This is a genomic window from Streptococcus sp. HMSC064D12, assembly GCF_001837205.1.
GTDB lineage: Bacteria > Bacillota > Bacilli > Lactobacillales > Streptococcaceae > Streptococcus > Streptococcus salivarius_D.
In genome coordinates, this window is the sequence record NZ_KV831732.1 from 27,110 (window position 1) to 48,579 (window position 21,470).

21 protein-coding genes are annotated in these 21,470 nt (G+C 38.2%); 3 read left to right on the top strand and 18 right to left on the bottom strand.

Going from position 1 to position 21,470, the window contains the following annotated elements; all coding sequences use genetic code 11:
* Window positions 1-5: 5 nt before the first annotated feature.
* The 4 genes from HMPREF2697_RS03450 to uvrA form a co-directional block, all read right to left on the bottom strand.
* Window positions 6-206 (bottom strand): hypothetical protein, encoded by a 201-nt coding sequence (locus tag HMPREF2697_RS03450; protein WP_013991177.1) that lies wholly within the window; start codon window positions 204-206, stop codon window positions 6-8.
* A gap of 36 nt (window positions 207-242) precedes the next feature.
* Window positions 243-392, bottom strand: a complete 150-nt coding sequence (locus HMPREF2697_RS10485) for a hypothetical protein (RefSeq protein WP_013991178.1) — start codon at window positions 390-392, stop codon at window positions 243-245.
* Window positions 393-566: 174 nt separating this feature from the next.
* Window positions 567-809, bottom strand: coding sequence for a DUF3923 family protein (locus HMPREF2697_RS03455; protein ID WP_070849640.1), 243 nt, complete (start codon window positions 807-809; stop codon window positions 567-569).
* A gap of 94 nt (window positions 810-903) precedes the next feature.
* A complete protein-coding gene (uvrA, locus tag HMPREF2697_RS03460) occupies window positions 904-3,729 on the bottom strand; it encodes an excinuclease ABC subunit UvrA (RefSeq protein WP_070849642.1) in 2,826 nt (941 codons plus the stop codon).
* 295 nt (window positions 3,730-4,024) lie between these two features.
* On the opposite strand from uvrA, the gene HMPREF2697_RS03465 reads away from it, so the two are divergent.
* From HMPREF2697_RS03465 to HMPREF2697_RS03475, 3 genes are all read left to right on the top strand, one after another.
* A complete protein-coding gene (locus tag HMPREF2697_RS03465; RefSeq protein WP_013991181.1) occupies window positions 4,025-4,969 on the top strand; it encodes a magnesium transporter CorA family protein in 945 nt (314 codons plus the stop codon).
* Window positions 4,970-5,038: 69 nt separating this feature from the next.
* Window positions 5,039-5,710 (top strand): DUF1129 domain-containing protein, encoded by a 672-nt coding sequence (locus HMPREF2697_RS03470; protein ID WP_013991182.1) that lies wholly within the window; start codon window positions 5,039-5,041, stop codon window positions 5,708-5,710.
* 110 nt (window positions 5,711-5,820) lie between these two features.
* Window positions 5,821-6,702, top strand: coding sequence for a DUF4300 family protein (locus HMPREF2697_RS03475; protein WP_004183473.1), 882 nt, complete (start codon window positions 5,821-5,823; stop codon window positions 6,700-6,702).
* A 122-nt stretch (window positions 6,703-6,824) separates the two neighbouring features.
* On the opposite strand, the gene rpsR is transcribed toward HMPREF2697_RS03475, so the two are convergent.
* From rpsR to HMPREF2697_RS03545, 14 genes are all read right to left on the bottom strand, one after another.
* A complete protein-coding gene (gene rpsR / locus HMPREF2697_RS03480; protein WP_000068665.1) occupies window positions 6,825-7,064 on the bottom strand; it encodes a 30S ribosomal protein S18 in 240 nt (79 codons plus the stop codon).
* Between the two features lie 41 nt (window positions 7,065-7,105).
* Entirely contained in the window at window positions 7,106-7,624 is a 519-nt protein-coding gene (locus HMPREF2697_RS03485; protein ID WP_002891844.1) for a single-stranded DNA-binding protein, read from the bottom strand.
* 11 nt (window positions 7,625-7,635) lie between these two features.
* Window positions 7,636-7,926, bottom strand: a complete 291-nt coding sequence (rpsF, locus tag HMPREF2697_RS03490) for a 30S ribosomal protein S6 (RefSeq protein ID WP_002884188.1) — start codon at window positions 7,924-7,926, stop codon at window positions 7,636-7,638.
* 434 nt (window positions 7,927-8,360) lie between these two features.
* Window positions 8,361-9,677 carry an ISLre2 family transposase gene (locus tag HMPREF2697_RS03495; protein WP_070849644.1) on the bottom strand — a complete coding sequence of 439 codons (1,317 nt, stop codon included), beginning with the start codon at window positions 9,675-9,677 and terminating at the stop codon, window positions 8,361-8,363.
* A 79-nt stretch (window positions 9,678-9,756) separates the two neighbouring features.
* Window positions 9,757-9,981: a hypothetical protein gene (locus HMPREF2697_RS03500; RefSeq protein ID WP_070849646.1), complete on the bottom strand. Its 225-nt coding sequence runs from the start codon at window positions 9,979-9,981 to the stop codon at window positions 9,757-9,759.
* A 54-nt stretch (window positions 9,982-10,035) separates the two neighbouring features.
* The gene (locus tag HMPREF2697_RS03505) at window positions 10,036-10,827 is read right to left on the bottom strand and encodes a ParA family protein (protein ID WP_037600145.1); all 792 of its coding nucleotides are present in this window, start codon (window positions 10,825-10,827) and stop codon (window positions 10,036-10,038) included.
* Between the two features lie 164 nt (window positions 10,828-10,991).
* Window positions 10,992-11,381, bottom strand: a complete 390-nt coding sequence (locus HMPREF2697_RS03510) for a hypothetical protein (protein ID WP_037600146.1) — start codon at window positions 11,379-11,381, stop codon at window positions 10,992-10,994.
* A gap of 842 nt (window positions 11,382-12,223) precedes the next feature.
* A complete protein-coding gene (locus tag HMPREF2697_RS03515) occupies window positions 12,224-12,808 on the bottom strand; it encodes a recombinase family protein (RefSeq protein WP_037599279.1) in 585 nt (194 codons plus the stop codon).
* An 81-nt stretch (window positions 12,809-12,889) separates the two neighbouring features.
* Entirely contained in the window at window positions 12,890-13,573 is a 684-nt protein-coding gene (locus tag HMPREF2697_RS03520; protein WP_070849648.1) for a hypothetical protein, read from the bottom strand.
* Between the two features lie 94 nt (window positions 13,574-13,667).
* Entirely contained in the window at window positions 13,668-15,311 is a 1,644-nt protein-coding gene (locus HMPREF2697_RS03525) for a helical hairpin domain-containing protein (RefSeq protein ID WP_070849650.1), read from the bottom strand.
* Window positions 15,274-15,648 (bottom strand): plasmid mobilization protein, encoded by a 375-nt coding sequence (gene mobC / locus HMPREF2697_RS03530; RefSeq protein WP_070849653.1) that lies wholly within the window; start codon window positions 15,646-15,648, stop codon window positions 15,274-15,276. Before mobC ends, HMPREF2697_RS03525 begins: the two co-directional genes overlap by 38 nt.
* A 445-nt stretch (window positions 15,649-16,093) precedes the next feature.
* Window positions 16,094-16,396, bottom strand: coding sequence for a hypothetical protein (locus tag HMPREF2697_RS03535; RefSeq protein ID WP_070849655.1), 303 nt, complete (start codon window positions 16,394-16,396; stop codon window positions 16,094-16,096).
* Between the two features lie 78 nt (window positions 16,397-16,474).
* Window positions 16,475-19,708 carry a PBECR4 domain-containing protein gene (locus HMPREF2697_RS03540; protein WP_070849658.1) on the bottom strand — a complete coding sequence of 1,078 codons (3,234 nt, stop codon included), beginning with the start codon at window positions 19,706-19,708 and terminating at the stop codon, window positions 16,475-16,477.
* 15 nt (window positions 19,709-19,723) lie between these two features.
* Window positions 19,724-21,469 (bottom strand): DNA topoisomerase, encoded by a 1,746-nt coding sequence (locus HMPREF2697_RS03545; protein ID WP_070849660.1) that lies wholly within the window; start codon window positions 21,467-21,469, stop codon window positions 19,724-19,726.
* Window position 21,470: the final 1 nt, after the last annotated feature.

Here is a 21,470-nt window from a genome sequence, read left to right on the forward strand (position 1 = left end):
GAAAATCATTTCTCCTTGTCCCTACCCGCTACCATAAGCGCAAACAAAGAAAAAGCTAGCGAAAGTGTTGACCAGACGAGACAATGGTCAATAAAGGCATCGCCTTCGGTGAAACTTAGCGTAGCATTTATCATCACAATAAATAGCCAGACGATCACGATAACAATGCTTAAACTTCTAATAAGATTATTCTTCTGTTTATCCATATTTCTCTTTCCCATACTTGGTGCTCATGGTAACTTTTAATCACCATAAGGGTATTTTCTTTTCAACCACCATTTGTTCCAACCCAATCGTTCAGGTAAGGTTTGAGGTCTAGATACAAAATCACCCCCTGTGACATTTTCTAACGTTTCAGCAGTGAGCTCTTCGCCATATACCTTAGTTCGCATTCTTATTTCTCCTTTCTTTTCAAAAATAAATACAGCAATAACCACTTGGACTATTCAAAAAACTAGTCGTCTTGGTAACCTAGTGGGTTTGGGTATAAGGCCATTATAAGTTCTCTCTTTTCAAAAAAATAGTGACATAAATGTCACTATCACTGAATACAAAAATCCAGGCCTTTATAAGACCTGTTCCAAAACTTGTTTATTTCTACGGTGTTTCAGAATAAGAGAAAAAATCACTTCAAAAAGGAGAAAACTAAAATAAAGTCCTAAAACATAAAGCAAAGTTTCCCATTTATCTGTTGCTGATTGAAATTGGCCGTGATGATCCACTGTACGGATGCTAATCAAAAGACAAACATCTAGAAATAGGGCTAGAAGAATACCATTAAAGCCTATAAAAAAACGCTTTTTAACCATAGTCTGACTCCTGTATGTTTTTTTCTTAACAAGAGAATACCAAACTCAACTTAAACCAGCCTAAAGCAAAAAAGACTCAAAGAGCCTTTTTCCTTTATATCAATTTTTCTTTCAGATATTGTCCTGTGTAGCTTTCTGGAATAGTGGCTACTTCCTCTGGAGTCCCTGTAGCTACGATGGTACCTCCACCGACACCGCCTTCAGGACCCAAATCAATGATATGGTCTGCGGTCTTGATAACATCCAGATTGTGCTCAATCACGAGAACAGTGTTGCCATCGTCCGCAAAACGCTGAAGCACCTTCAAAAGACGTGCAATGTCATCTGTATGAAGACCCGTCGTCGGTTCATCCAGAATGTAGAAGGACTTCCCAGTAGAGCGTTTGTGCAACTCACTAGCCAGTTTCATACGTTGAGCTTCACCACCTGAGAGGGTTGTTGCTGGTTGTCCCAAGGTCACATACCCAAGCCCCACATCCTTGATCGTCTGCACCTTACGAGCAATCTTAGGAATAGCCGCAAAGAAGTCAACCGCGTCATCAACTGTCATATCCAGAATCTCCGCGATATTTTTCCCTTTATAACGAACCTCTAGGGTCTCAGAATTATAGCGTGTGCCATGACAAACCTCACAAGGAACATAAACATCCGGCAAGAAATGCATCTCAATCTTGATAATACCATCACCAGAGCAGGCTTCACAACGGCCACCCTTAACATTGAAAGAGAAACGCCCCTTCTTGTAACCTCGAATCTTGGCCTCATTGGTTTGGGCAAAAAGATCACGAATATCATCAAAGACGCCTGTATAAGTCGCTGGATTAGAACGAGGTGTACGCCCAATTGGACTTTGGTCAATATCAATCAAACGCTCGATATGCTCGATTCCTGTCACTGATTTGTGTTTACCTGGCTTCTCACTATTGCGATTGAGCTCTTGGGCAATTTTTTTCTTGAGAATCCCGTTAACCAAAGTCGATTTTCCTGAACCAGAAACACCTGTGACTGCAATCAACTTTCCAAGCGGAAACTTAACAGATACATTCTTAAGGTTATTTTCGCTAGCTCCTGTAACCTCAATAAAACGACCATTACCTACACGACGTTCCGTCGGTACAGGAATTGATTTAGCACCTGACAAATATTGCCCGGTGATTGATTTCTTGTTCTTAGCCACTTCCTCTGGGGTTCCAGAGGCCATGATTTGACCACCAAAGGCACCAGCACCAGGTCCCACATCGATAAGCCAATCAGCCTCACGCATGGTATCTTCATCATGCTCCACCACAATCAAGGTATTGCCCAAGTCACGCATCTTTTTAAGACTTGAAATCAAGCGATCATTGTCACGCTGATGAAGCCCAATAGAAGGCTCATCCAACACATATAGGACTCCAGAAAGGTTAGAGCCAATCTGTGTCGCCAAACGAATACGCTGACTCTCACCACCTGAAAGGGTTCCGGCCATACGAGAGAGGGTCAAATAATTAAGGCCTACATTATTTAGGAAAGTCAAACGATCCTTGATTTCCTTAACAATTGGACGAGCGATCACTCCCTCGTTTTCACCTAATTCAAGGTTATCGATTTCCTTAAGATGATCTGAAATAGACAAATCAGAGATTTGACCAATATTGAGACCATTCTCACCACCAACACGAACTGAGAGTGCTGCTTCGTTAAGACGATAGCCATGACAAGTTGGACATGACAGCTCATTCATATAACCTCGCATGACATTGCGAGTGAAATCACTATTGGTCTCGTGATAGCGACGATTGATATTAGTCACAACCCCTTCAAAAGGAATGTCAATATCACGCACCCCACCAAAATCATTAACATAATGGAAATGGAATTCACGATCCCCAGATCCGTAGAGAATCAAATCTTGTTCTTCTTTTTTAAGATCTTCAAATGGCGTATCCATATCCACACCGAACTGCTCCATGGCCTGCTCAAGCATAGCTGGATAGTAGTTGGACGAAATAGGATTCCAGGGCGCCAGAGCACCTTCACGCAAGGTCTTACTAGCATCAGGGATAACCAAATCCATATCAACTTCTAGTTTATTACCCAAACCATCACAGGTCGGACAAGAGCCAAATGGGGCATTGAATGAAAAGAGACGAGGCTCCAACTCTGGCACTGTGAAGCCACAAACTGGACAAGAATAATGTTCTGAGTAAAGCAACTCATTATCATCCATAGTATCCACAATCAAGTAACCATCTGCTAAACGTAGGGCCGCCTCCACCGAATCAAAGAGACGACTACGGATACCATCCTTATTCACCAAGCGGTCCACAACCACTTCGATATTATGCATCTTAGACTTAGACAACTCTGGCACTTCTGTGACATCGTAAATCTCACCATCTACACGAACACGAACATAACCGTCCTTCTGCACACGATCAAAAACGGCCTTGTGTTGCCCTTTTCTACGACGAACAATTGGCGCTAAAATCTGCATACGCGTACGCTCAGGAAGAGCTAGAACCTCGTCCACAATCTGTTCTACAGAGGATGACTGAATAGCGCCATGACCATTAGGACAATAGGGAACACCCACACGCGCATAAAGGAGACGAAGATAGTCATTAATCTCTGTTGCCGTTCCGACCGTCGAACGAGGGTTTTTGCTTGTTGTTTTCTGGTCAATGGAGATGGCAGGACTCAAACCATCAATCGAGTCCACATCAGGTTTCTCCATATTTCCCAAAAACTGGCGAGCATAGGCTGAGAGACTTTCCACATAGCGACGTTGCCCCTCAGCATAGATGGTATCAAAGGCCAAAGAAGACTTACCAGAACCTGACAAGCCCGTCACCACCACCAGTTTATCACGTGGAATCTCCACATCGATATTTTTTAAATTGTGAGCTCTTGCTCCATGAATCACTAACTTATCTTGCATATTTTTAAGAGGCCCTAGCGCAAAAGCTACTGCCGCTCCTTTCTACAGACGGATGGAAAATCCATCCCGACTTTCTCTCATAATTATAACAAAATTTCAATTTATCCAGCCCAAAAATGTTTCAAATGTAGTATAATGGTGGAGTGTCTAAAAAAGGCAAGGAACATCATCCCAAGCCTCTTTTGACAACACTAAAAAAGCTAAGAGCAGTGTTAATTAGACTTAAAAGCGATTGTAAAAATCCTTTTATAATCAAGATGCCAGCGCTTACTTAATGACGAAGGAGGGGTTCCCATTGAAACAAATGTTCTTATCCACCGGAAAAGAATTCAAAGAAATTGAAACATTCGAGCCTGGTGCTTGGATTCATTTGGTGAACCCTTCCCAAGAAGAAGCCATGAAGGTCGCAGAACGGTTTAACATTGATATTCAAGACCTCCGCGCCCCTCTGGACGTGGAAGAAACTTCACGTATCGATGTCGAAGATGACTACACCCTAATTCTGGTCGACGTCCCAACCCATGAAGAGCGTAATAACAAAAGCTACTACGTCACTATTCCATTGGGTATCATCGTTACCGATGAGGTGGTTGTTACTACTTGTCTTGAGGACATTAGTCTCATGGATAACTTCCTCAACCACCGTGTACGTAACTTCTACACCTTCATGAAGACCCGTTTTGTCTTTCAGATTCTCTATCGCAATGCTCAACTTTACCTAACTGCCCTACGCTCCATCGACCGTCAGAGTGATAAATTGGAAGCTCAGTTGGAAAATGCGACTAAAAACGAGCACTTGATTGACATGATGGAATTGGAAAAATCCATTGTCTATCTAAAAGCCTCACTTAAGATGAATGAGCGAATTGTCAAAAAGCTAACAGGTAACGCCTCTAGCTTGAAGAAATATATCGAGGACGAGGATCTCTTGGAAGATACGCTGGTCGAAACCCAACAGGCCATTGAGATGGCAGGCATCTATGAAAATGTCTTGAATGCCATGGCTGAAACCTCTGCCTCTATCATTGGCAATAACCAGAACACTATCATGAAAACACTCGCTCTCATGACTATGGCTCTGGACATCCCAACCGTTATCTTCTCCGCCTACGGTATGAACTTTAAAAACAATTCTATGCCACTAAACGATTTAGATAACGCCTTTTGGGTCATCTTCTTCATGGCAGCCTTCGGGTCATCCTGCGTTGTTATCTACTTTATCAGGAAAAAATGGTTCTAACATAGAGCCTCTTCTTTTCCCTAAACTACAAAACTAAAAAAATAATACTATTTATCGAAAGGTCATCTCATGGACATCCAAAAACTCACCAAGAAAAACCAAGAATTTATCCACATCGCAACTAACCAACTCATCAAAGATGGTAAATCAGACCAAGAAATCAAAGACATTCTTGGCAATGTCATTCCTGAACTTATCGAAAATCAGAAAAAAGGAATTACAGGACGTGGACTCCTTGGTGCTCCAACTGTTTGGGCAGCTAGTTTCTCTCCTGAAAAACACCAAAAACCTGAAACTGGTAAGCCTAACAAAGAAGTGCCAGAAACAGATAAAACTCCTTGGAAGATGTGGCTTGATACCTCACTCTTCCTTCTAGCCATCGTTGCTATCATGAACGCTATCTTTGGTTTCTCAGGTACACAAACTAGCTACGGCCTCACAACCCTTCTTTCAGTGTCATTCATTGGAGGCCTTGCTATGTATACCCCTTATCACTACATCTACCGTCACAATAACAAACCAAAAGAAGAACGTCCAAAATGGTGGTTCAGCATGACCGTCATCACACTCTCTTTTATTGCATGGTTTGCTCTCTTTAGTCTTACAGCCCTTCTTCCAAGCTACCTCAACCCTGGTCTTTCACCAATTGTAATCCTTATCATTGGTGTCATCGCTGGTGTTGCCAAATACTTCTTCAAACGTCATTACAACGTCCAAAGTACTTACGCACCTGCATCTTAATCAACCTCAAGCACCCATAAGGGTGCTTTTTTACGTCAGAAATCTTGACACAGTTGGCTATTCTATACTAAAATGTTAAAGTTAATAGACAAAAGAAAGAATTCCAATAGATGCGTATCAAATTCCCTCTACTAATCATTGCTTGCTGCCTACTACTTATGGCTTGTGGCCACAAGAATACTCAGAAAAACTATCAAGCTTACTATAGTTTTAACAATGTGACGACTTCCACTCAGGAAAAACAGCTAGCAAAAGCCTTAAAAAGCAAGGGTATTCCGACAAAAGACTGGGACAATCTAGCCCCTTATATTAGTCGTTACAATCAGGAAAATACAAATCTCCAACCTGTTGTCAAAAAATGGACCCAAAGTAAAATCGGCAAGGATCAAAATCAATTCGTCACCTTCCTTAATGAAAAAACTTTCGAAGATAACAAATCACATTTTACTGATGACTTAAACTGCCGACGAACATCGTTCCTCCTTCTTCATGACCTTATTACAAGCTCAGAGGACCTCACCAAATTGGACCTCCCCTCTCAAAACGAATTTATAGATCTTAAGTCACGCCACAAAGAGCTAACTTCCAAGGATCAAGCTCTCTATAGTCTCCTCTTTGGAGATAATATCAGCTACCAGTCTACGGATGACCTCCTTAAAGCTTGGAAAAAAGCTGGACTCAAGTTTCCAGAAAAGGTTAAACTCCTCTCAGTCTTTCAAAATAGCCCTGGTGATGTCAGCAATTTCCACACGGCTATAACTTACGAAAAAGATGGCAGTATCTATGTCTTTGAAAAACAGGACCCAACACTTCCTTATAGGTGGAGCCGCTTCAATAATTGGGCAGATATCAAAACACATTGGTTATCAAACCGCTTCAAGGTCTTCAAAGATAATGTCGATATCCTCGTTAACGACCAAAAATTTGATGATTTCTTAGAAAACACACTCTATATACCACAAAACAACCAACTAGCTCCTCAAGATAAATGAGAAGACCAGTTGGTTTTTCTTTTTCCCTAAAGTATAAAATAACACTCAACACACAAGCCTAAAAAGAAAAAAGCCCATAAAATCAAGCCAGAAAAAAACACCCTCAGTCGAGGGCATTATTTTTAGTCTTCGTTTACGTAAGGCATAAGTGCCATAACGCGAGCGCGTTTAATCGCTGTTGTTACTTTACGTTGGTTTTTAGCTGAAGTTCCTGTTACACGACGTGGAAGAATTTTACCACGTTCTGAAACGAAACGGCTAAGAAGCTCAGTATCTTTGTAATCAACATATTCGATTTTGTTAGCTGCGATGTAATCAACTTTTTTACGGCGTTTGAATCCGCCACGACGTTGTTGAGCCATGTTTATTTCTCCTTTATATATTTAATTCGTTTTGTCCATTCTTAGAATGGGAGATCGTCATCTGAAATATCCATTGGATTTGAATTACCAAATGGACTCTCGTCACGACCGAAGTTTGGTGTAGATTGTGCAGGTTGTGATCCACCAAATGAACCACCAGTTGAAGCTCCTCCACCGAATGAATTTGAATTATCAAATCCTCCAGCGTTGTAAGAACCACCACTGTGACCTTCACGTGCCGCACGGCTTTCCAACATTTGGAAATTATCAGCGACAACTTCAGTTACGTAAACACGTTGACCTTGTTGATTTTCATAGTTACGAGTCTGAATACGACCTGTAATTCCAATCAATGCGCCTTTCTTAGCCCAGTTAGCCAAATTTTCAGCTTGCTGGCGCCAGATAACACAGTTAATAAAGTCAGTTTCACGTTCACCATTAGCACCCTTGAAGTTACGGTTAACCGCAAGGCTGAATGTTGCAACAGCAACGTTACTTGGTGTATAACGAAGTTCCGCATCACGGGTCATGCGACCAACGAGTACGACATTATTAATCATAATTTACCTTCTTACGCGTCAAGTTTAACGATCATGTGACGAAGAATGTCACCGTTGATTTTTGAAAGACGGTCAAACTCGTTAAGAGCAAAATCGTTATCAGATTCAACGTTAACAACGTGGTAAAGTCCTTCACGGAAATCTTGGATTTCGTATGCAAGACGACGTTTTTCCCAATCTTTTGATTCAACAACAGTTGCACCGTTGTCAGTCAAGATAGAATCGAAACGTGCTACCAAAGCGTTTTTAGCTTCTTCTTCAATGTTTGGACGAATGATATAAAGAATTTCGTATTTAGCCATTGATATTTTCCTCCTCTTTTGGTCTAATGACTCATGGTCTTTCGCCACGAGTAAGTGAGGTGCACTCACAAGATATAATTCTACCAAAGTTTGAGGGATAATGCAAGGAAAAAGTAAAGAGTGTATGTGTCTTGTTTTGGGAGAAATTAAAATCACCAAGAGAACATAAAAGAAAGACCGAAAAAGTGTAGCGTTTTCACTCATTTCAGTCTTGACTTTACTGTTATCTTGATGATACAATAATTCTAAACTGATTAAGCAAAGGTGCGCTTTGTTTAATCGGTAAGGCGGCAGGTGCGCGAACACCTTCCGTCTTTTTCTCGTGTTTTATCTATAAGATTATTATACCACAATTAGAGCATATTGCAAGTGTTTTTGCTAAATAAAGTTTCTTAAAAGCCTATAATATCAAGGGTTCTTTTAATTTTCTATTATCATAATTTCCTAATCATAGGAGTCAAACCATCACGTGCAACTCTTGCTCCAGGGATCAAATGCTCACTTTTATTTTCTCCCCTAACTAGATCAAAATGATCTAGTTTTTTTATTTTTTTGTATTCTTTTCTCCAACTACCAAAAAATATATCCCGTAAATCTCCTGAATAATACAACAAAATTATTTGAGCCATAGCAACAGCACCTTCTTCTGACCAATACATACCACGTTTTTTCATTCGATATGTCATTTTTCTGTGTTGTGACTCCATCACACCAATGGTTAAATCCCCTAGACCTCTATCCTTTGGTGATGCCGTATAGCTAAAGTCATTGATGATACGTTTCTTGAAGGCCTGAAATGACTCTATCTTAGCATCTGTCTCTAATAGCGACTCTGCTGTATCTAAGATTACCTTTAGGCCTGTCCTGTCTCTTTTCTTAATTTTCTTGACTGCAGCATCAGCTAAATCGCAAGAAATAGGAGTAAGATTTTTCTTGATACACTCACTAACATGGTAGGGGTCCCAAAAGTGAATATGCTCACCCTTGGAACAAAATTTAACAAATTCACGGAATGATGACGGGGTGTAGCCTTTTCCCCCATCTGAGTTTGTGATGATAGTTGTTCCTGGTGCTAGCTCAAAATTAGTTGTTATATAATCAAGCAGTGTATCTTTAGCTTTTTTCACTTTTGAGTTAATAACTTCAAATTTATTTTGCAGTTTCTTTCTACAACTACTATCAGAACCCGTGTGTACGACAAAATGGCTTAATTCTACGGAGGACCGTTCCGACTTTCTCACCCAAAAACCATCACCTTCAATATAAATTATGTCGGTCTTGATTTTTTCCTTTCGTTCGATACTTTCTGATAAAGCCCAAGAATCGTACTCTTCTTTTTGCTTGATGAGATTACCTGCTTCAGACACGGCCCTATGAACGACATTCTTTGAAATACCAATATCTTGTAATAAATCAAATACCTCAACGACTTTACGGTAAGGCATAAAAGAGGCCAAAACAGTCACCAAGTATAGAAACTCTTGCGAAAAGCGCTGCCGTGGAATAAGTCCTAACTGTTCGTCTAAAGGAACCCTAATGACATTTCCCTTCTTCCAACGACTTCTTGAAAAGGTCATAGTTCCAAATGAAAAGGTTACTGTTCGTTCTTTTTCGTTAACTCTTTTGAAGCCTTGAGCCCTCATGCTAGTTGCTATTGTCTTCTCATAAGAAGCTACCATCTTAAGGAATAATTGCTGATTATTTTCCCTCAATTTTTGATGAAACTCTAATTCACTAAATGATGCTGTCATTCTTCCTCCAATATATTAAAAAAGACCTACTTATAATAGGTCATTATGTTTATATTTATAATTATATTTGTATTTATGTTTATAAGTTTTTGAAATAGTCATTTAGAAATGATGAAGCAGAGCGATAACCGTTCTCTTTTGCTAAACGATTTATCTTCTCACGTACAGAGGGCTGTAACGTGAATTGGAACTGCTTTGTTCTTTCAAAATCTTCTACTTCCTTCACTACTTCTTGTTTTGTTTCTTTTTCTTCAGTAGCCTTCAACATTTCACTAATATTTTTATTGTTTTTATCAAATGCCATTAGATATCCCTTTCTTAGATATAATTATAATTATAATTATATCTATGTTTATATTTATAGTTTAGCAGCAATTTCTTCAAAAGTCACGTCAAGATCATCAAAGAATTTTTTATTATGTTGATAAATCACCTTATCTTCTTTCATCTCAGGAAGGGAAATCTTATCCATCGTTGAACGGTTAAAAAGTTCTTTTTGTGGAATAAATCCAATAACATCATCTTCTTCAGCAAGTGCTTCTATCAACTCTTTAGAAGATTTTGTGTTATGTTTAATCATGTTGCCGACAAAGAATAGTTTGGCTGTCACAAAACTTTCTCTTGTTTTATAATCAAAAGTCTCAGCTTTCAACTCTTCCAGACGCTCCTTGAGATTAAACTTAGCATGATAACCGTGTTCAGAAGGAATAACAGGACTTATAACCGCATGACTAACAATTACCGCATTTCTAGTTGCTGTCGAAAAGTCAGGATGACAATCAATTATAATATAATCGTATTGTCCTAAATTCTTACTTTCATAGTTATCCTCTAACCACATGTAAAGTAGCATATCTTTATAAGACTTTGTTTCAAGGTCTTTTTCAATATTGTCTAGGCGGATATAACCAGGGATAAGGTCAATATTATCTTTAACATGATGGATAGTTACCTCACCTTTTTGTCTGAAGATATTTGCTATCGTTCCTTCAGCTTCAAAAATATTGTAGGTTTGTGTTAGGTTGCATTGATGATCAATGTCTAAAAAAAGAACAGACTTCCCCTTTTTAGCTAGGTCTTCCCCCAGGTTATATGCTAGAGTGGTTTTTCCCACCCCTCCTTTAATAGCAGCAAAAGTAACGATTTTCATTTTGATGCTTCCTTTCCTTGTTTAACTATATTACTATTATATCATTATAATTATATTTGTCAATATAAACATCAATATAATTATAACGATATTTATATTGATGTTGATTTTTGACAATAAAAAACAGTGTAGTCGCTACACTGTTCTCAAATCAATATTGCTATCTACCTTACAGGATAATTAATACCATCTTCAGGATCTTTGTACAACCTCATATATACTGGTTTTCCACTCAAATCAACTTCTCTTTCAGCAGCAGCAAAAAATTCTGGATCCCAATTCATAGGGCTATACCCTGAAACTAATGTCAAAAGATAAGCGCTTTTCCCATGAATTGTTTTTGTCTCAACCGTAAAAAGACTAAAACTTTGTTTAGTCGAAACAAAGACGGGTTTAGGGTTAGTTTTCTTTAATTTGTCTCCCTCAACATACTCTTCCAGGAATTCATCTAATTCCTTAAGTTCCCAATCATGTGATTGGGCAACAATTTGATTTATCCTTGCTATATCAGAAGTGAGGACAAGCAAACTATCAACTCGTTGTGTATTTCTCATATTAACTTCCTCCTAATCAAGTTATAATGACATTATAACACAATTTCAACATCAATATAATTATAAATATATTGATTGTCAGTTGTTCTAATAAATTCTTACGCTTTCCGTATCTTTGTATTGTTTATGTTCCAAGCTCCCCCTCCTTCGTTTTCAGCTTACCACGCAAGCGTGGTTATTGCTGACGAAAGGAGGTGATAGCATGGAACAAGTAATTCTGATACTTGTCCTCATGTACTTACTGAAGCATGAAGATAGTAAATAACGGAAAGCATAACCCCCAAGCTTGTGAGCTTGGGGGTTCCTAAAGGGACAGCAAGACGATTAAGTTTTCCCTGCTGTTAATAGAAAAATGACGTAATCTAATTCATCATAAAAAAAACGCAGGAGTTATCCTGCGTTCTACTACGTTACGTTAAAATTTCATAACGCTTCCATGAACCTATAAGGTGACATGGAACAAGTAATTCTGATACTGTTATTATACTAAAACCTCACTAAGTTGTCAATAATTTATAATTATAATTATAAATATATTTATGTTTGTAATTATTGTTTTGATAAACTCTTACGCTTTCCGTATCTTTGTACTGTTTATGTTCCAAGCTCCCCCTCTTTCGTTTTCAGCTTACCACGCAAGCGTGGTTATTACTGACGAAAGGAGGTGATAGCATGGAACAAGTAATTCTGATACTTGTCCTCATGTACTTACTGAAGCATGAAGATAGTAAATAACGGAAAGCATAACCCCCAAGCTTGTGAGCTTGGGGGTTCCTAAAGGGATAGCAAGACGATTATATCTCTTCTACTGTTGAAAAATAGAAACGCAGCTCTTAGAAAAATTATCTTACTATATTGTACTTCTCTCTATACCTTCTGAAGGTTCTTTCATTGATCCCTGTCATAGAGGCAACATCTTTGTCTGAATAACCCGATAAATATAGATCAAATGCGTGCTTAAGTCGTTCATCATCTTCTGTAAATAATGCTTTTCTACCTGTGTACTTTCCTTGAGCTTTTGCTAGAGCAATTCCCTGGGCTTGACGTTCCTTAATACGTTCTCTTTCTGCCTGTGCCTGGTATTTGTATATTTCCAAGATCAGGTTGTTAAGCAGCCTTCTTAAATTGTCATCCTCAATCCCTCTAAGAGTTGGAAGGTTTAAAACTTCCAGAGTTGCCCCCTTCTCTTGAATATAGTTCATTATAAACGTTAGATCCTTGTTATTACGGCCTAGTCTTTCCAACTCAGTCACAACAACAATATCACCTTCACGAATAAAATCTAGTAAGGCTTTAAGCTGCGGACGTTCTTTATTCGCTCCACTTGCAGCCTCTTTAAATATCTTTTCTGTATCTTTCAGTTGTTCAAGCTGTCGGTCTAAATTCTGATCGATTGTACTTACTCTAGCGTAACCAATTCTTGCCATTTTGTCCTCCTTGTTTTGCCTAACCCTATTGTCCGTCTATCAAAGCCTATCATAACAATAAAATAAAAAAGGGACAATAGGCTACAGCCTATTGTCCTTAATTAAGTGAGTTTTACTATCATAATTCATTTTGATAAACAATAACAAGAGAATATATACTACATCATGAATACCAAATACCCAGTTGCTTGGTAGACATGGCCAAATAGTTAATTTAATAATTACGACAAAGAATAGAAAAGGCGTAAATAAGTTCGTTAACATACACGTAACTAGCCATAGGTATTCTTTTTCTTTCCTTTTTTCATTATTGGGCGACATAAAAAATAAAAAACTAAAAGAAATTATATTTGTAACCGAAATAGTCGATAAGAAAGTGAGGTATGTTCGGAGATTACCAAAGTCAGTAAAGGCTATGATGCTAATTATTGCTACCAGACAAGAAAATTGCTTTTGTGATACCATTTTAAAATTGTTTTCCAAATATAAATCTACAGTACGGAGATAGTCAAAACTTTCTTTATTAGCTTGACTATCTAAATTAGCTCCTTGTAAATCCCAAAATAATTTTAGAGAATAGAGAACAATGAAAAAGAGTAGGGCAGAAATAATCATCTTAGGTGTTAGCTGAGGTAATATTATAAACAAGTTTTTTTTCTTTGCTTTCCCGTAAAGTTCAATGAGAAAAAGAATTACAGGCCCCCATAGTGAAAAAGCAGAAATTATTGTATTTACTATCTTTATTTTTTTAGTGAGACTTTCCATAAATACCTCTGAGATAAAAATAATTTTATTGACACTTAATTATAGCACTCTTGAAAACAATTTTGTTCAATAGTTTCGTTCTATTCCAAGGAAGCTATAGTTGTTTTTTGGTTTCTTTATCCTCTTTCTTGTATTGACGTTCTTGATCTATACTTTGATATTTAGTCAATCTAGTAACAACGTCGTCACGTTTTTCTTTAAGAGCAGCTCTTTCTAACTGTACTTCTTCCAGGACTTTCTTCATTTGATAAGGGTCTGTATTCTTATCAATATGATTTTTTTCAAGTATCTCTTCAGCAACCTCTACATTAGCCAACTGGCCTTGATAAGTTGATAAAGCTCCAATAATTTTGTTAGCTTCTGAAAGACGGTCATCTAAACGGTCCAACTCAAAGTCGGTTTCTTCTAATTGTTCCAGGAGTTTATTTTCCAGGTCTTCGTATTGTTGTGAGTTAGTGACATTGTTATCTGATAAAAAGTTCAATTCATCCACCAGGCGGTCCAACTTAGAAATGTATTTGTTTTTCTTAAGCAAGAGGTCACCACTCTTTTGTGAGAGTTGCTTCATAACAGTTCCACCTGTGATATAGCGGTTTTGACTTGAGTGGTCAGGATTGAGAAAGTAAAAGAAATCTTTTTGTTTAACGTAAGCTGTGAAAGTTCCGTCTTCGTTCTGATCTAGCATCCGTGCAGGTATTTTGATTTGACCTTTTTGGTCAATACCAAAATCAACTGTTACAAAGATACCTTGTGAGGTCACTTCATCAACTTGCCACTCTTCGATATCTAACTTATACTCAAAGTCTTCCTCTTTTTGTTCTTGCTCTTCCTGGTACATTGCAGCAACATCTTCTTTGGAATAAACAACTTCATTCTTTGCTAAAGCCTTCTTAATCTCCTCTAAAGAATATTTTCCTTTTTTGGAAAGTGTACGATCACGGGTAAACTTTTGTTGCCCCTTGTCATCTAAACGATACTTAACATACTTACCTGAGAAATCAACGGTTACATTTAGTCTCTTTGCTTTTTCCTTGAAATCTTCCAGGGAAAGAGAGTGCCTCAATAAAAAGTCAAGACGTTCTTTTATTTCAACCTTATAGACGTTTTGTCTTCTCCAGGCAGAATATTTTGTATAGCTATTATTTAGTTTTGGTTCAATAACTTTAGCACCTGCAATCTCTGCATACTTATCTGAAATTGCTGCTAAAGTTTGTTTTGTATTTTTCTTCCATTGGAATTTTTTCAGGGTAACGGTATTGGTAGTGTTTAAAATAATATGGTTGTGTAAGTGTCCTTTATCCAAGTGTGTCGCAATAACAAACTGATACTGTCCACCCGTCAATTCCATAACAGTTTTGCGACCTATCTCATGTACCTCTTCTGGGGTTAAATTATCCTCAGGTGAAAAAGATTGAATAATATGGTGTGCTAAAACTTTTTTAGGGTCATTTAGATCAGATTGATAGGCGTTCAATCCAGAACGGCCATTAAAAATATCTGCACTTTCTTTCATCAAAACAAAGTCGTCAAATATATTTTCTGCATCAGACTCATCAGTAAGATTGTGACCACTGACTAGACGTTTACACAAAGTCCCGTCAATAAGCTCCATAGGAAATGAATCTTGTTCTAAAGTGTTTGTCTCTGCTTTCAACGTCTTTGCATCTTGTGTGATATAGTTGATAGACCTCTTTAGGTTCTCAGTCTTTTTGATTTGGAGTACTTTCGTAATTGGCATTTTCTTTCAATAAATTCCCTTCTTTAAACTCAGTCATGATAACCTTGTTCATTTCTTTTATCTCTTGACGTAACATCTCAAATGCTTCGGGTTCAACTGTTCCTGTTTCATGAATGTATCTAACAATTTGGTTGACGTTACGCCCAATAGCATTAACTTCTTGACGTAGTTGCATAAGTTCGGAATAGTCATAGTTATTAACTTCCCCATTAAGTGCTAACTCTAATAGAAATTGTTGGCGACTTTTTCCTGATTGATCTACACGTTTTTTTAATTCTTTAACCTCTTTAGGGTTTAGTCGTAGTTTGCATTCTATGTATCTTTCACGCTTTACCATTTGTTACATCCTTTCATGTTTGCCTATTTTTTTAGCTATTATTATGTGACTTAAACCTAAATAAAAACATTCTTCATTATTTGCTTATTGTAAAAAAATCTAGTTTTTTCTACCTTGGTTATGCCAAATCTATGGATATAGAGTGATGGACAAACCCCATGATATCGGGGTATACTTTCTATCTGGCAAGCATAGTATGTGGGGCCCCACATACTGAAATAAAAAAGAAATCGCTCAAACCAGGACCCCATTTTAGGCCCTGTTTTTGCGATACTTTTTTAATCTTGGGGAAGACCCCAAACCCCTGATTTTGTCGCTTACGCTCTCTTTAATGAGTGACACTTTTCCAAACTGTACACTCTTTTTAAGTGTGCAGTTTTACAGCTTGCACACTTTGACAATCTGGACATCTTTTTAAGATGACCATTTAAAATATATTTCCCATTTAAGCACCAGGTTCAAAATCAAGAATATTCTGCTTGATTTTGGTATATTCAGCATCAGTCATATTTTCAAGAGCTGTTATAGTTTGTGTAAGATTTTCAGCGAAATCTTCACCTCCATCTTCAAAGCCATTTTGTTTAAAATCGTCTAGGTCAGCTTGTAAGATTTTAACAAGTGCTGCTTTAGGTCTACGAACATTCATAACATTAAGTGTCTTTTTACCTTGGATAAAATCTTCCATATCAAGAAGATAATCCATGAGTGTCATTTCAACAGTTGTTCCTTGTTCTTTAGTAATCGTCATCTTTCTCTTCCTCTCTTCTTTCAATTTGTGTCAGTGTTTTTGTTCTGTCCCTTCTTGTTAAGGAATTCTTGCGGGACATTACATTTGAATTCCTTGTGATTTTTTTGGGGCTTCATCTTCTTCAGTAGTTTTTCCGCTAGTGCGCTTTTTTGCTTGTGCTAGGCTATCATAAAAGGTATTTTCTTTCATTGATACCTTATCACGGCTAACAACCTTATCTTCTGATAATTTTTGATATTTAGTCATAGCGTGGTCAATACGCTCAATCAAACTAGCACTTTCTTTTTGAACAATCTCAAGTTGAGCAGTCAAACTTTCCAAACCACCTTCGGCAACAGCCCATGAAGCTAGATAGCCAAAACTTCGCTCTATACCCATATCAATACCTAGGTGTCTTGAAACGACATAGGCGACAGACTCCGCTTGTAATTCACCAGTCGAATATTTAAGGTCAGGATAATTTTCAGCAATCGTTTTGTCATTGTGTAATTCTGAGTGAGCCATTTCATGAATGAGTGTTCCTATAACTTGTGCAGGTTGTCGTTTTGCCTGGTTAGAAATAACAATCTCATTTCTTTTTGTATCGTAAAAGCCACCTACACCTGGTTCTGTTTGGTCAAAACGAATTGGAACACCATTGCTTTGTGAGATTTCTTTCAGACTACGATACATATTGTTATAGTCTTCTTTGCTGAGTGGTGTTGTAGCATCCCCACTCATACTTGGAATATCTAATGTTTTTCCTTCTTGCGGTGTTACTTGAGACACATCAAATACAGGGACGCTTCTGAAGATTATTCGCTTAAGTTCTTCACCTGTCTTAGGATCTATTTTAGGGTTCCCGTATATATCCTTGATTGTAACTTTAACAGGGGCCTGAATATAAATAGCCTTTTGTCCTTTAACAGAACCACCACGCTTTTTCCATTGATTGAAAGAGGCAACCAATGTTGCTTGAGGAAGTTGTGCTTTTATTAGTTGGATATTTCTAGGAGAATAATTGTTAAAGTCGGCCATACCGTTGAGGAATTCTTTGTAATTGTCCGAATTAAAATAGGACTTAATTCCTTCTTTCAAATGCTCGTTAAGAGCCTTGATATCATTATTCTTAATCATGTTGGTTACAGTCATATCACGTTGCTGCTTAGTGTAGCTATTATCAGAAGCGTTAAGTGGGTCAGTGCCTTCTGCGACCTCTTGACCGTCAGGCACTCCATCACCATCTGAGTCAGGAGAATAAGGGTTAGTACCTCTTGCAATTTCTACTTCATCACTTAAACCGTCACCATCTGAGTCGAGTGTGGCTAATGATTGTTTTCGCTTGATCCCTTGTGACTCAGACTGTACTAGACTAAAATCATTGTTTTTCATAATTTCTAACATTTCTTTACCACCATCTGAAATATAACGCTCGTTAACAGAAAGGGTATCAATTTTTCCACCCTTCTTGCGATAGATACCTAAAATAGCTCTTTCTTCAGCAGTTTCGTCCATTAGTATATTTAACGTTTTACCAGGCTTCATCAAAGAAGCAGGAAACGTTTTGCCGTCATCTGTCCTTAAAGCAAGTACCAGCTCATTCCCTTTTGTACGAATAGCCTTCGATGCATCCAGTCTTTGGAACTTCTTAATGTCACTTACATCATTGAAATAGAATGAACTTGAGTCAGCTATAGCTTTAAGCTCTGGCATAATTTGAAGTTTTGAGAACGCAGCATTTCTATTAGCAAGATAGATATTATCATAGTGACCTTGCCCCTGAATGATATTATCTAGGGCTATGCTCGAAGTAATGCCTTGCTTAACAAGATAAATACCTGTTAAGTGCATGAATTGTTTTTTCTCAAAAGTAATTTCAATAGAATTGATTTCATCTTCATCTTTGACAAAATAGGTTACCTTACTATCCGCAAGTGTTTCATCATACCACTTGGCTGCTTCCTGAAGATGCTGTACATAGTTATTTAACCTATTTAATTCACTAGCAGTAATAGGGTGATAACCCACCTTATAAATTGACTTTGGCGCTTCAGATATGGTAAAATGAAGTAAAGGTTGAGACTGAGTTTGAGTCGGTGACGACTCATTCAAAGGTTGCGGTTCATCCGCTTCAGGTAGAGGTGCTGCCTCCTGGTTTCCAGGTAAATCCCCGAATTCGTTCTCAGCCTTTTTTGTATGCTCCTGGGCCTTCTCAGGAGCTTTTTTATCTAGTTTGATAAGTCCTTTTTCAGCTTTTAGATAGTCGTTCCAGTCGTTTTTCTTTTGGCCGTCTGCAAGTGGGGGAATATCGACTTTAACAGGAATATTCATATCTTGAAATTTTTCTTTTATAAATTTTCGGCCTGCTTCGTCATTATCTACGGCTAGAGTGATTAAACCATCTTCCAAGCGTTGAGAAACGTTATCAAGCATATGCAGACGATCAATAAGCTGTCCTAGCTCCCTTCTATTGTCCTTTAGGACTTGTGACGGGCGATTGGGACCAATTGGGTCAGAAGAGGCCATATCAGCCACATAACGGCTCACAGTGGCCTTTTTAAGCCCATCCATAGCAACAAGTCTGACATCTTTCAGACTTTCCTTGTGGACCTCGTAATAGCTCATAAGGTCAATAGGAGCTTCTGCAAACACCAAGCGTTTAGGTTGGCCAATATCAAGTGTTAACCCCATCATTCCGTCAGAGTGAGTCATGATTTTTTTCAAGCGCCCTCGTTCGTGAATATCGGGATGATTTTCAATTCCCTGAAGTGTTGCTCCTTTAAGCGAACCATCTACATCAAGAGACTTAAAGACTATTACAGGCTCAATCAAATCTCCTGTCTTATGATTAGCTTGGGCCAAGACTCCCGCTTTTAAAAAGAGGTCTATCGTTTCATCTGATAGCCCTCTTTCATTTTTTAGATAATCACGTCCCAGGTCAAAGTTTTTTGACTCAAAACGCTTAAGATAATAGTTAAATGGTTCTCTTTCTGGTAGGGGCTCGACTTCAATGGTTTCAAACTCTCCTGTAATTAGGTAGTTGACAGCTTCTTTGAAATTTGGACGTTTTCCAGTGTTTAATTCTTGAATAACTTGTACCAGGTGAATAGTGTCACCACCAGTTTCTTGAGACCACCATCTAAATGTATTTCGGTCTGGGTAGAGTTTCAAAGAGTCGTGTTCCTCCCAATGATAGACGTTTCCACGTTCTGGGATAAGTTTCATTCCAAGACCTTCAGCAACAGCCAGAATATCTTTAGCCTTTGCTGAGTGGAGTTGTTTGTTTGATAGTAGGTTTGATAGTGCTTGTCCTCGTTCTGCTGCATTTGACATAGGTTAATTTCCTTTCTATCCGATTTCTTTCCCTCGTTCAATTTGTTTTGTTATGGCCAGTCTCACTTTGGCCACAAAGTCCTCTTTTTTCATCTTCCCTTCACCTATCTTGGCAAGTGCTGTTTCCCATTTACCAGTTGTTTCAGGATTGGTATAAGCTATATTGAGCTTATCCAAATAATGAATTAGCAATATTCCTCGTTCAGTTGGGAATAGTTGGCCACTCTTTTTGTCCTTTGTGATATACCCTTTATCCTGGACAGACTTAATCATGGCATCCCGTGTGGCAGGTGTTCCCAAGCTGTACTTAGGTAGCCATTTTTTCAAAAGGCTGTTTTCAGTGATACGTTGAGGAGGTTTTGTTGCATCTTCCTTCAACTGACGTTCTACGGCAATTTCTTGTCCCTCCTGGTATGGAGGTAAAACCTGTTCCTTACTTTGACTAGGAAGATAGACCTGCCAACCTTTAGATAAAGTCACAGATCCAGTTGTTTTAAACTCCTGTCCGTTATTATCCAGGGTAATACTTGTTGACGTGTACTCATAATCTGGTGCAAACATCAATAATGTTCTGAAGGTCACCATCTGATAAATCAGACGTTCTTCTTTTTCTAGTTCTTCCATATCTGGGATAATCTCAGTAGGAATAATAGCATAGTGTTCCACCACTTTTTTATCATTGACAAAAGACTTTCTAGGGCTTCTGTTTGGCGTTTCTATGGTTTTACCAATAGCTGCTTGATAGTCGTCAATATGTTCTATTAGGTAATCAAATTCATTAGTCGTGATAAGATTTGAGTTTGTCCGTGGATAGGACATATAACCTTTTTGATAGAGACTTTGGATGATACTTTTTGTTCTATCAGCATCAAATTTATAGAGTTTAGACATTTCAGCTTGAATATCTGTAAGGTTGTAGAGTTTAGGAGCTGTCTTTGATTTTTTCTCAGAAGATACCTGGGTAATCATTGCCCTATCTGACAATAATTCTAGGGCTTCTACAGCTTCTGCTTCAGTTTCAAACTTGGCTTCATGAGAGAAAGCGACCTGGTTTGTCTGGTCAAATAATCGCAGCTGCCAAAATGGTTTTGAAACAAAATTCTCTATTTCCTCGTTATTTTTAACAATTAGTGAAACAATAGGGGTCTGTACTCGTCCGACCGTCATTCCTTTGGACTTTTCAGGAATAAGTTCATGATCTCGCATCATAAGAGTTGTAAATGGACTCAAATTAAAACCTACTAGCCAGTCGGCTTCCCCTCGTGCTTCTGCTTCATGGTAATAGTTGACCGTTTCTTCAGGTCTTCTTAAGTTTCTAAATGCCATATCTAGCCCTTTTTGAGTTAGTGAGTTGGCCCATAAACGATAACAAACCTTTTTCAAACTACCTGGTATCTTGTTAAGAATATAATAGGCAATTGCTTCTCCTTCACGGTCTGGGTCTGTTCCAATCATAATACTGTCAACGTTCTTAATAGCATTCTTGATAGCGTTGAAATTCTTCTTGGTATTTTTTTTGATTTCAAATTCAAAATGATCGGGGAACATTGGAAGACGGTCTACGCTTTCCCAATTTTCAAAATTAGTCCAGGGGTTAGACCGTTCAACCAAGTGTCCAACCGCAGGACGGACAAGAACCTGGGCAGATAGTTGATCGGAATAAACATCCCAACCAGTATCAGCTTTCTTTGGAGTTCCCAAAGCATTAGCATATTTTTTTGCCTGATCGGGCTTTTCTGCTAAGAGTAGTATTGTTTTCATT

What these genes read in the sequence shown, in the direction of transcription:
- HMPREF2697_RS03450 (WP_013991177.1), bottom strand. Translation starts at nt 206, where the DNA reads ATGGATAAACAGAAGAATAATCTTATTAGAAGTTTAAGCATTGTTATC.
- HMPREF2697_RS10485 (WP_013991178.1), bottom strand. Translation starts at nt 392, where the DNA reads ATGCGAACTAAGGTATATGGCGAAGAGCTCACTGCTGAAACGTTAGAA.
- HMPREF2697_RS03455 (WP_070849640.1), bottom strand. Translation starts at nt 809, where the DNA reads ATGGTTAAAAAGCGTTTTTTTATAGGCTTTAATGGTATTCTTCTAGCC.
- uvrA (WP_070849642.1), bottom strand. Translation starts at nt 3,729, where the DNA reads ATGCAAGATAAGTTAGTGATTCATGGAGCAAGAGCTCACAATTTAAAA.
- HMPREF2697_RS03470 (WP_013991182.1), top strand. Translation starts at nt 5,039, where the DNA reads ATGGACATCCAAAAACTCACCAAGAAAAACCAAGAATTTATCCACATC.
- HMPREF2697_RS03475 (WP_004183473.1), top strand. Translation starts at nt 5,821, where the DNA reads ATGCGTATCAAATTCCCTCTACTAATCATTGCTTGCTGCCTACTACTT.
- rpsR (WP_000068665.1), bottom strand. Translation starts at nt 7,064, where the DNA reads ATGGCTCAACAACGTCGTGGCGGATTCAAACGCCGTAAAAAAGTTGAT.
- HMPREF2697_RS03485 (WP_002891844.1), bottom strand. Translation starts at nt 7,624, where the DNA reads ATGATTAATAATGTCGTACTCGTTGGTCGCATGACCCGTGATGCGGAA.
- rpsF (WP_002884188.1), bottom strand. Translation starts at nt 7,926, where the DNA reads ATGGCTAAATACGAAATTCTTTATATCATTCGTCCAAACATTGAAGAA.
- HMPREF2697_RS03495 (WP_070849644.1), bottom strand. Translation starts at nt 9,677, where the DNA reads ATGACAGCATCATTTAGTGAATTAGAGTTTCATCAAAAATTGAGGGAA.
- HMPREF2697_RS03500 (WP_070849646.1), bottom strand. Translation starts at nt 9,981, where the DNA reads ATGGCATTTGATAAAAACAATAAAAATATTAGTGAAATGTTGAAGGCT.
- HMPREF2697_RS03505 (WP_037600145.1), bottom strand. Translation starts at nt 10,827, where the DNA reads ATGAAAATCGTTACTTTTGCTGCTATTAAAGGAGGGGTGGGAAAAACC.
- HMPREF2697_RS03510 (WP_037600146.1), bottom strand. Translation starts at nt 11,381, where the DNA reads ATGAGAAATACACAACGAGTTGATAGTTTGCTTGTCCTCACTTCTGAT.
- HMPREF2697_RS03515 (WP_037599279.1), bottom strand. Translation starts at nt 12,808, where the DNA reads ATGGCAAGAATTGGTTACGCTAGAGTAAGTACAATCGATCAGAATTTA.
- HMPREF2697_RS03520 (WP_070849648.1), bottom strand. Translation starts at nt 13,573, where the DNA reads ATGGAAAGTCTCACTAAAAAAATAAAGATAGTAAATACAATAATTTCT.
- HMPREF2697_RS03525 (WP_070849650.1), bottom strand. Translation starts at nt 15,311, where the DNA reads ATGCCAATTACGAAAGTACTCCAAATCAAAAAGACTGAGAACCTAAAG.
- mobC (WP_070849653.1), bottom strand. Translation starts at nt 15,648, where the DNA reads ATGGTAAAGCGTGAAAGATACATAGAATGCAAACTACGACTAAACCCT.
- HMPREF2697_RS03535 (WP_070849655.1), bottom strand. Translation starts at nt 16,396, where the DNA reads ATGACGATTACTAAAGAACAAGGAACAACTGTTGAAATGACACTCATG.
- HMPREF2697_RS03540 (WP_070849658.1), bottom strand. Translation starts at nt 19,708, where the DNA reads ATGTCAAATGCAGCAGAACGAGGACAAGCACTATCAAACCTACTATCA.
- HMPREF2697_RS03545 (WP_070849660.1), bottom strand. Translation starts at nt 21,469, where the DNA reads ATGAAAACAATACTACTCTTAGCAGAAAAGCCCGATCAGGCAAAAAAA.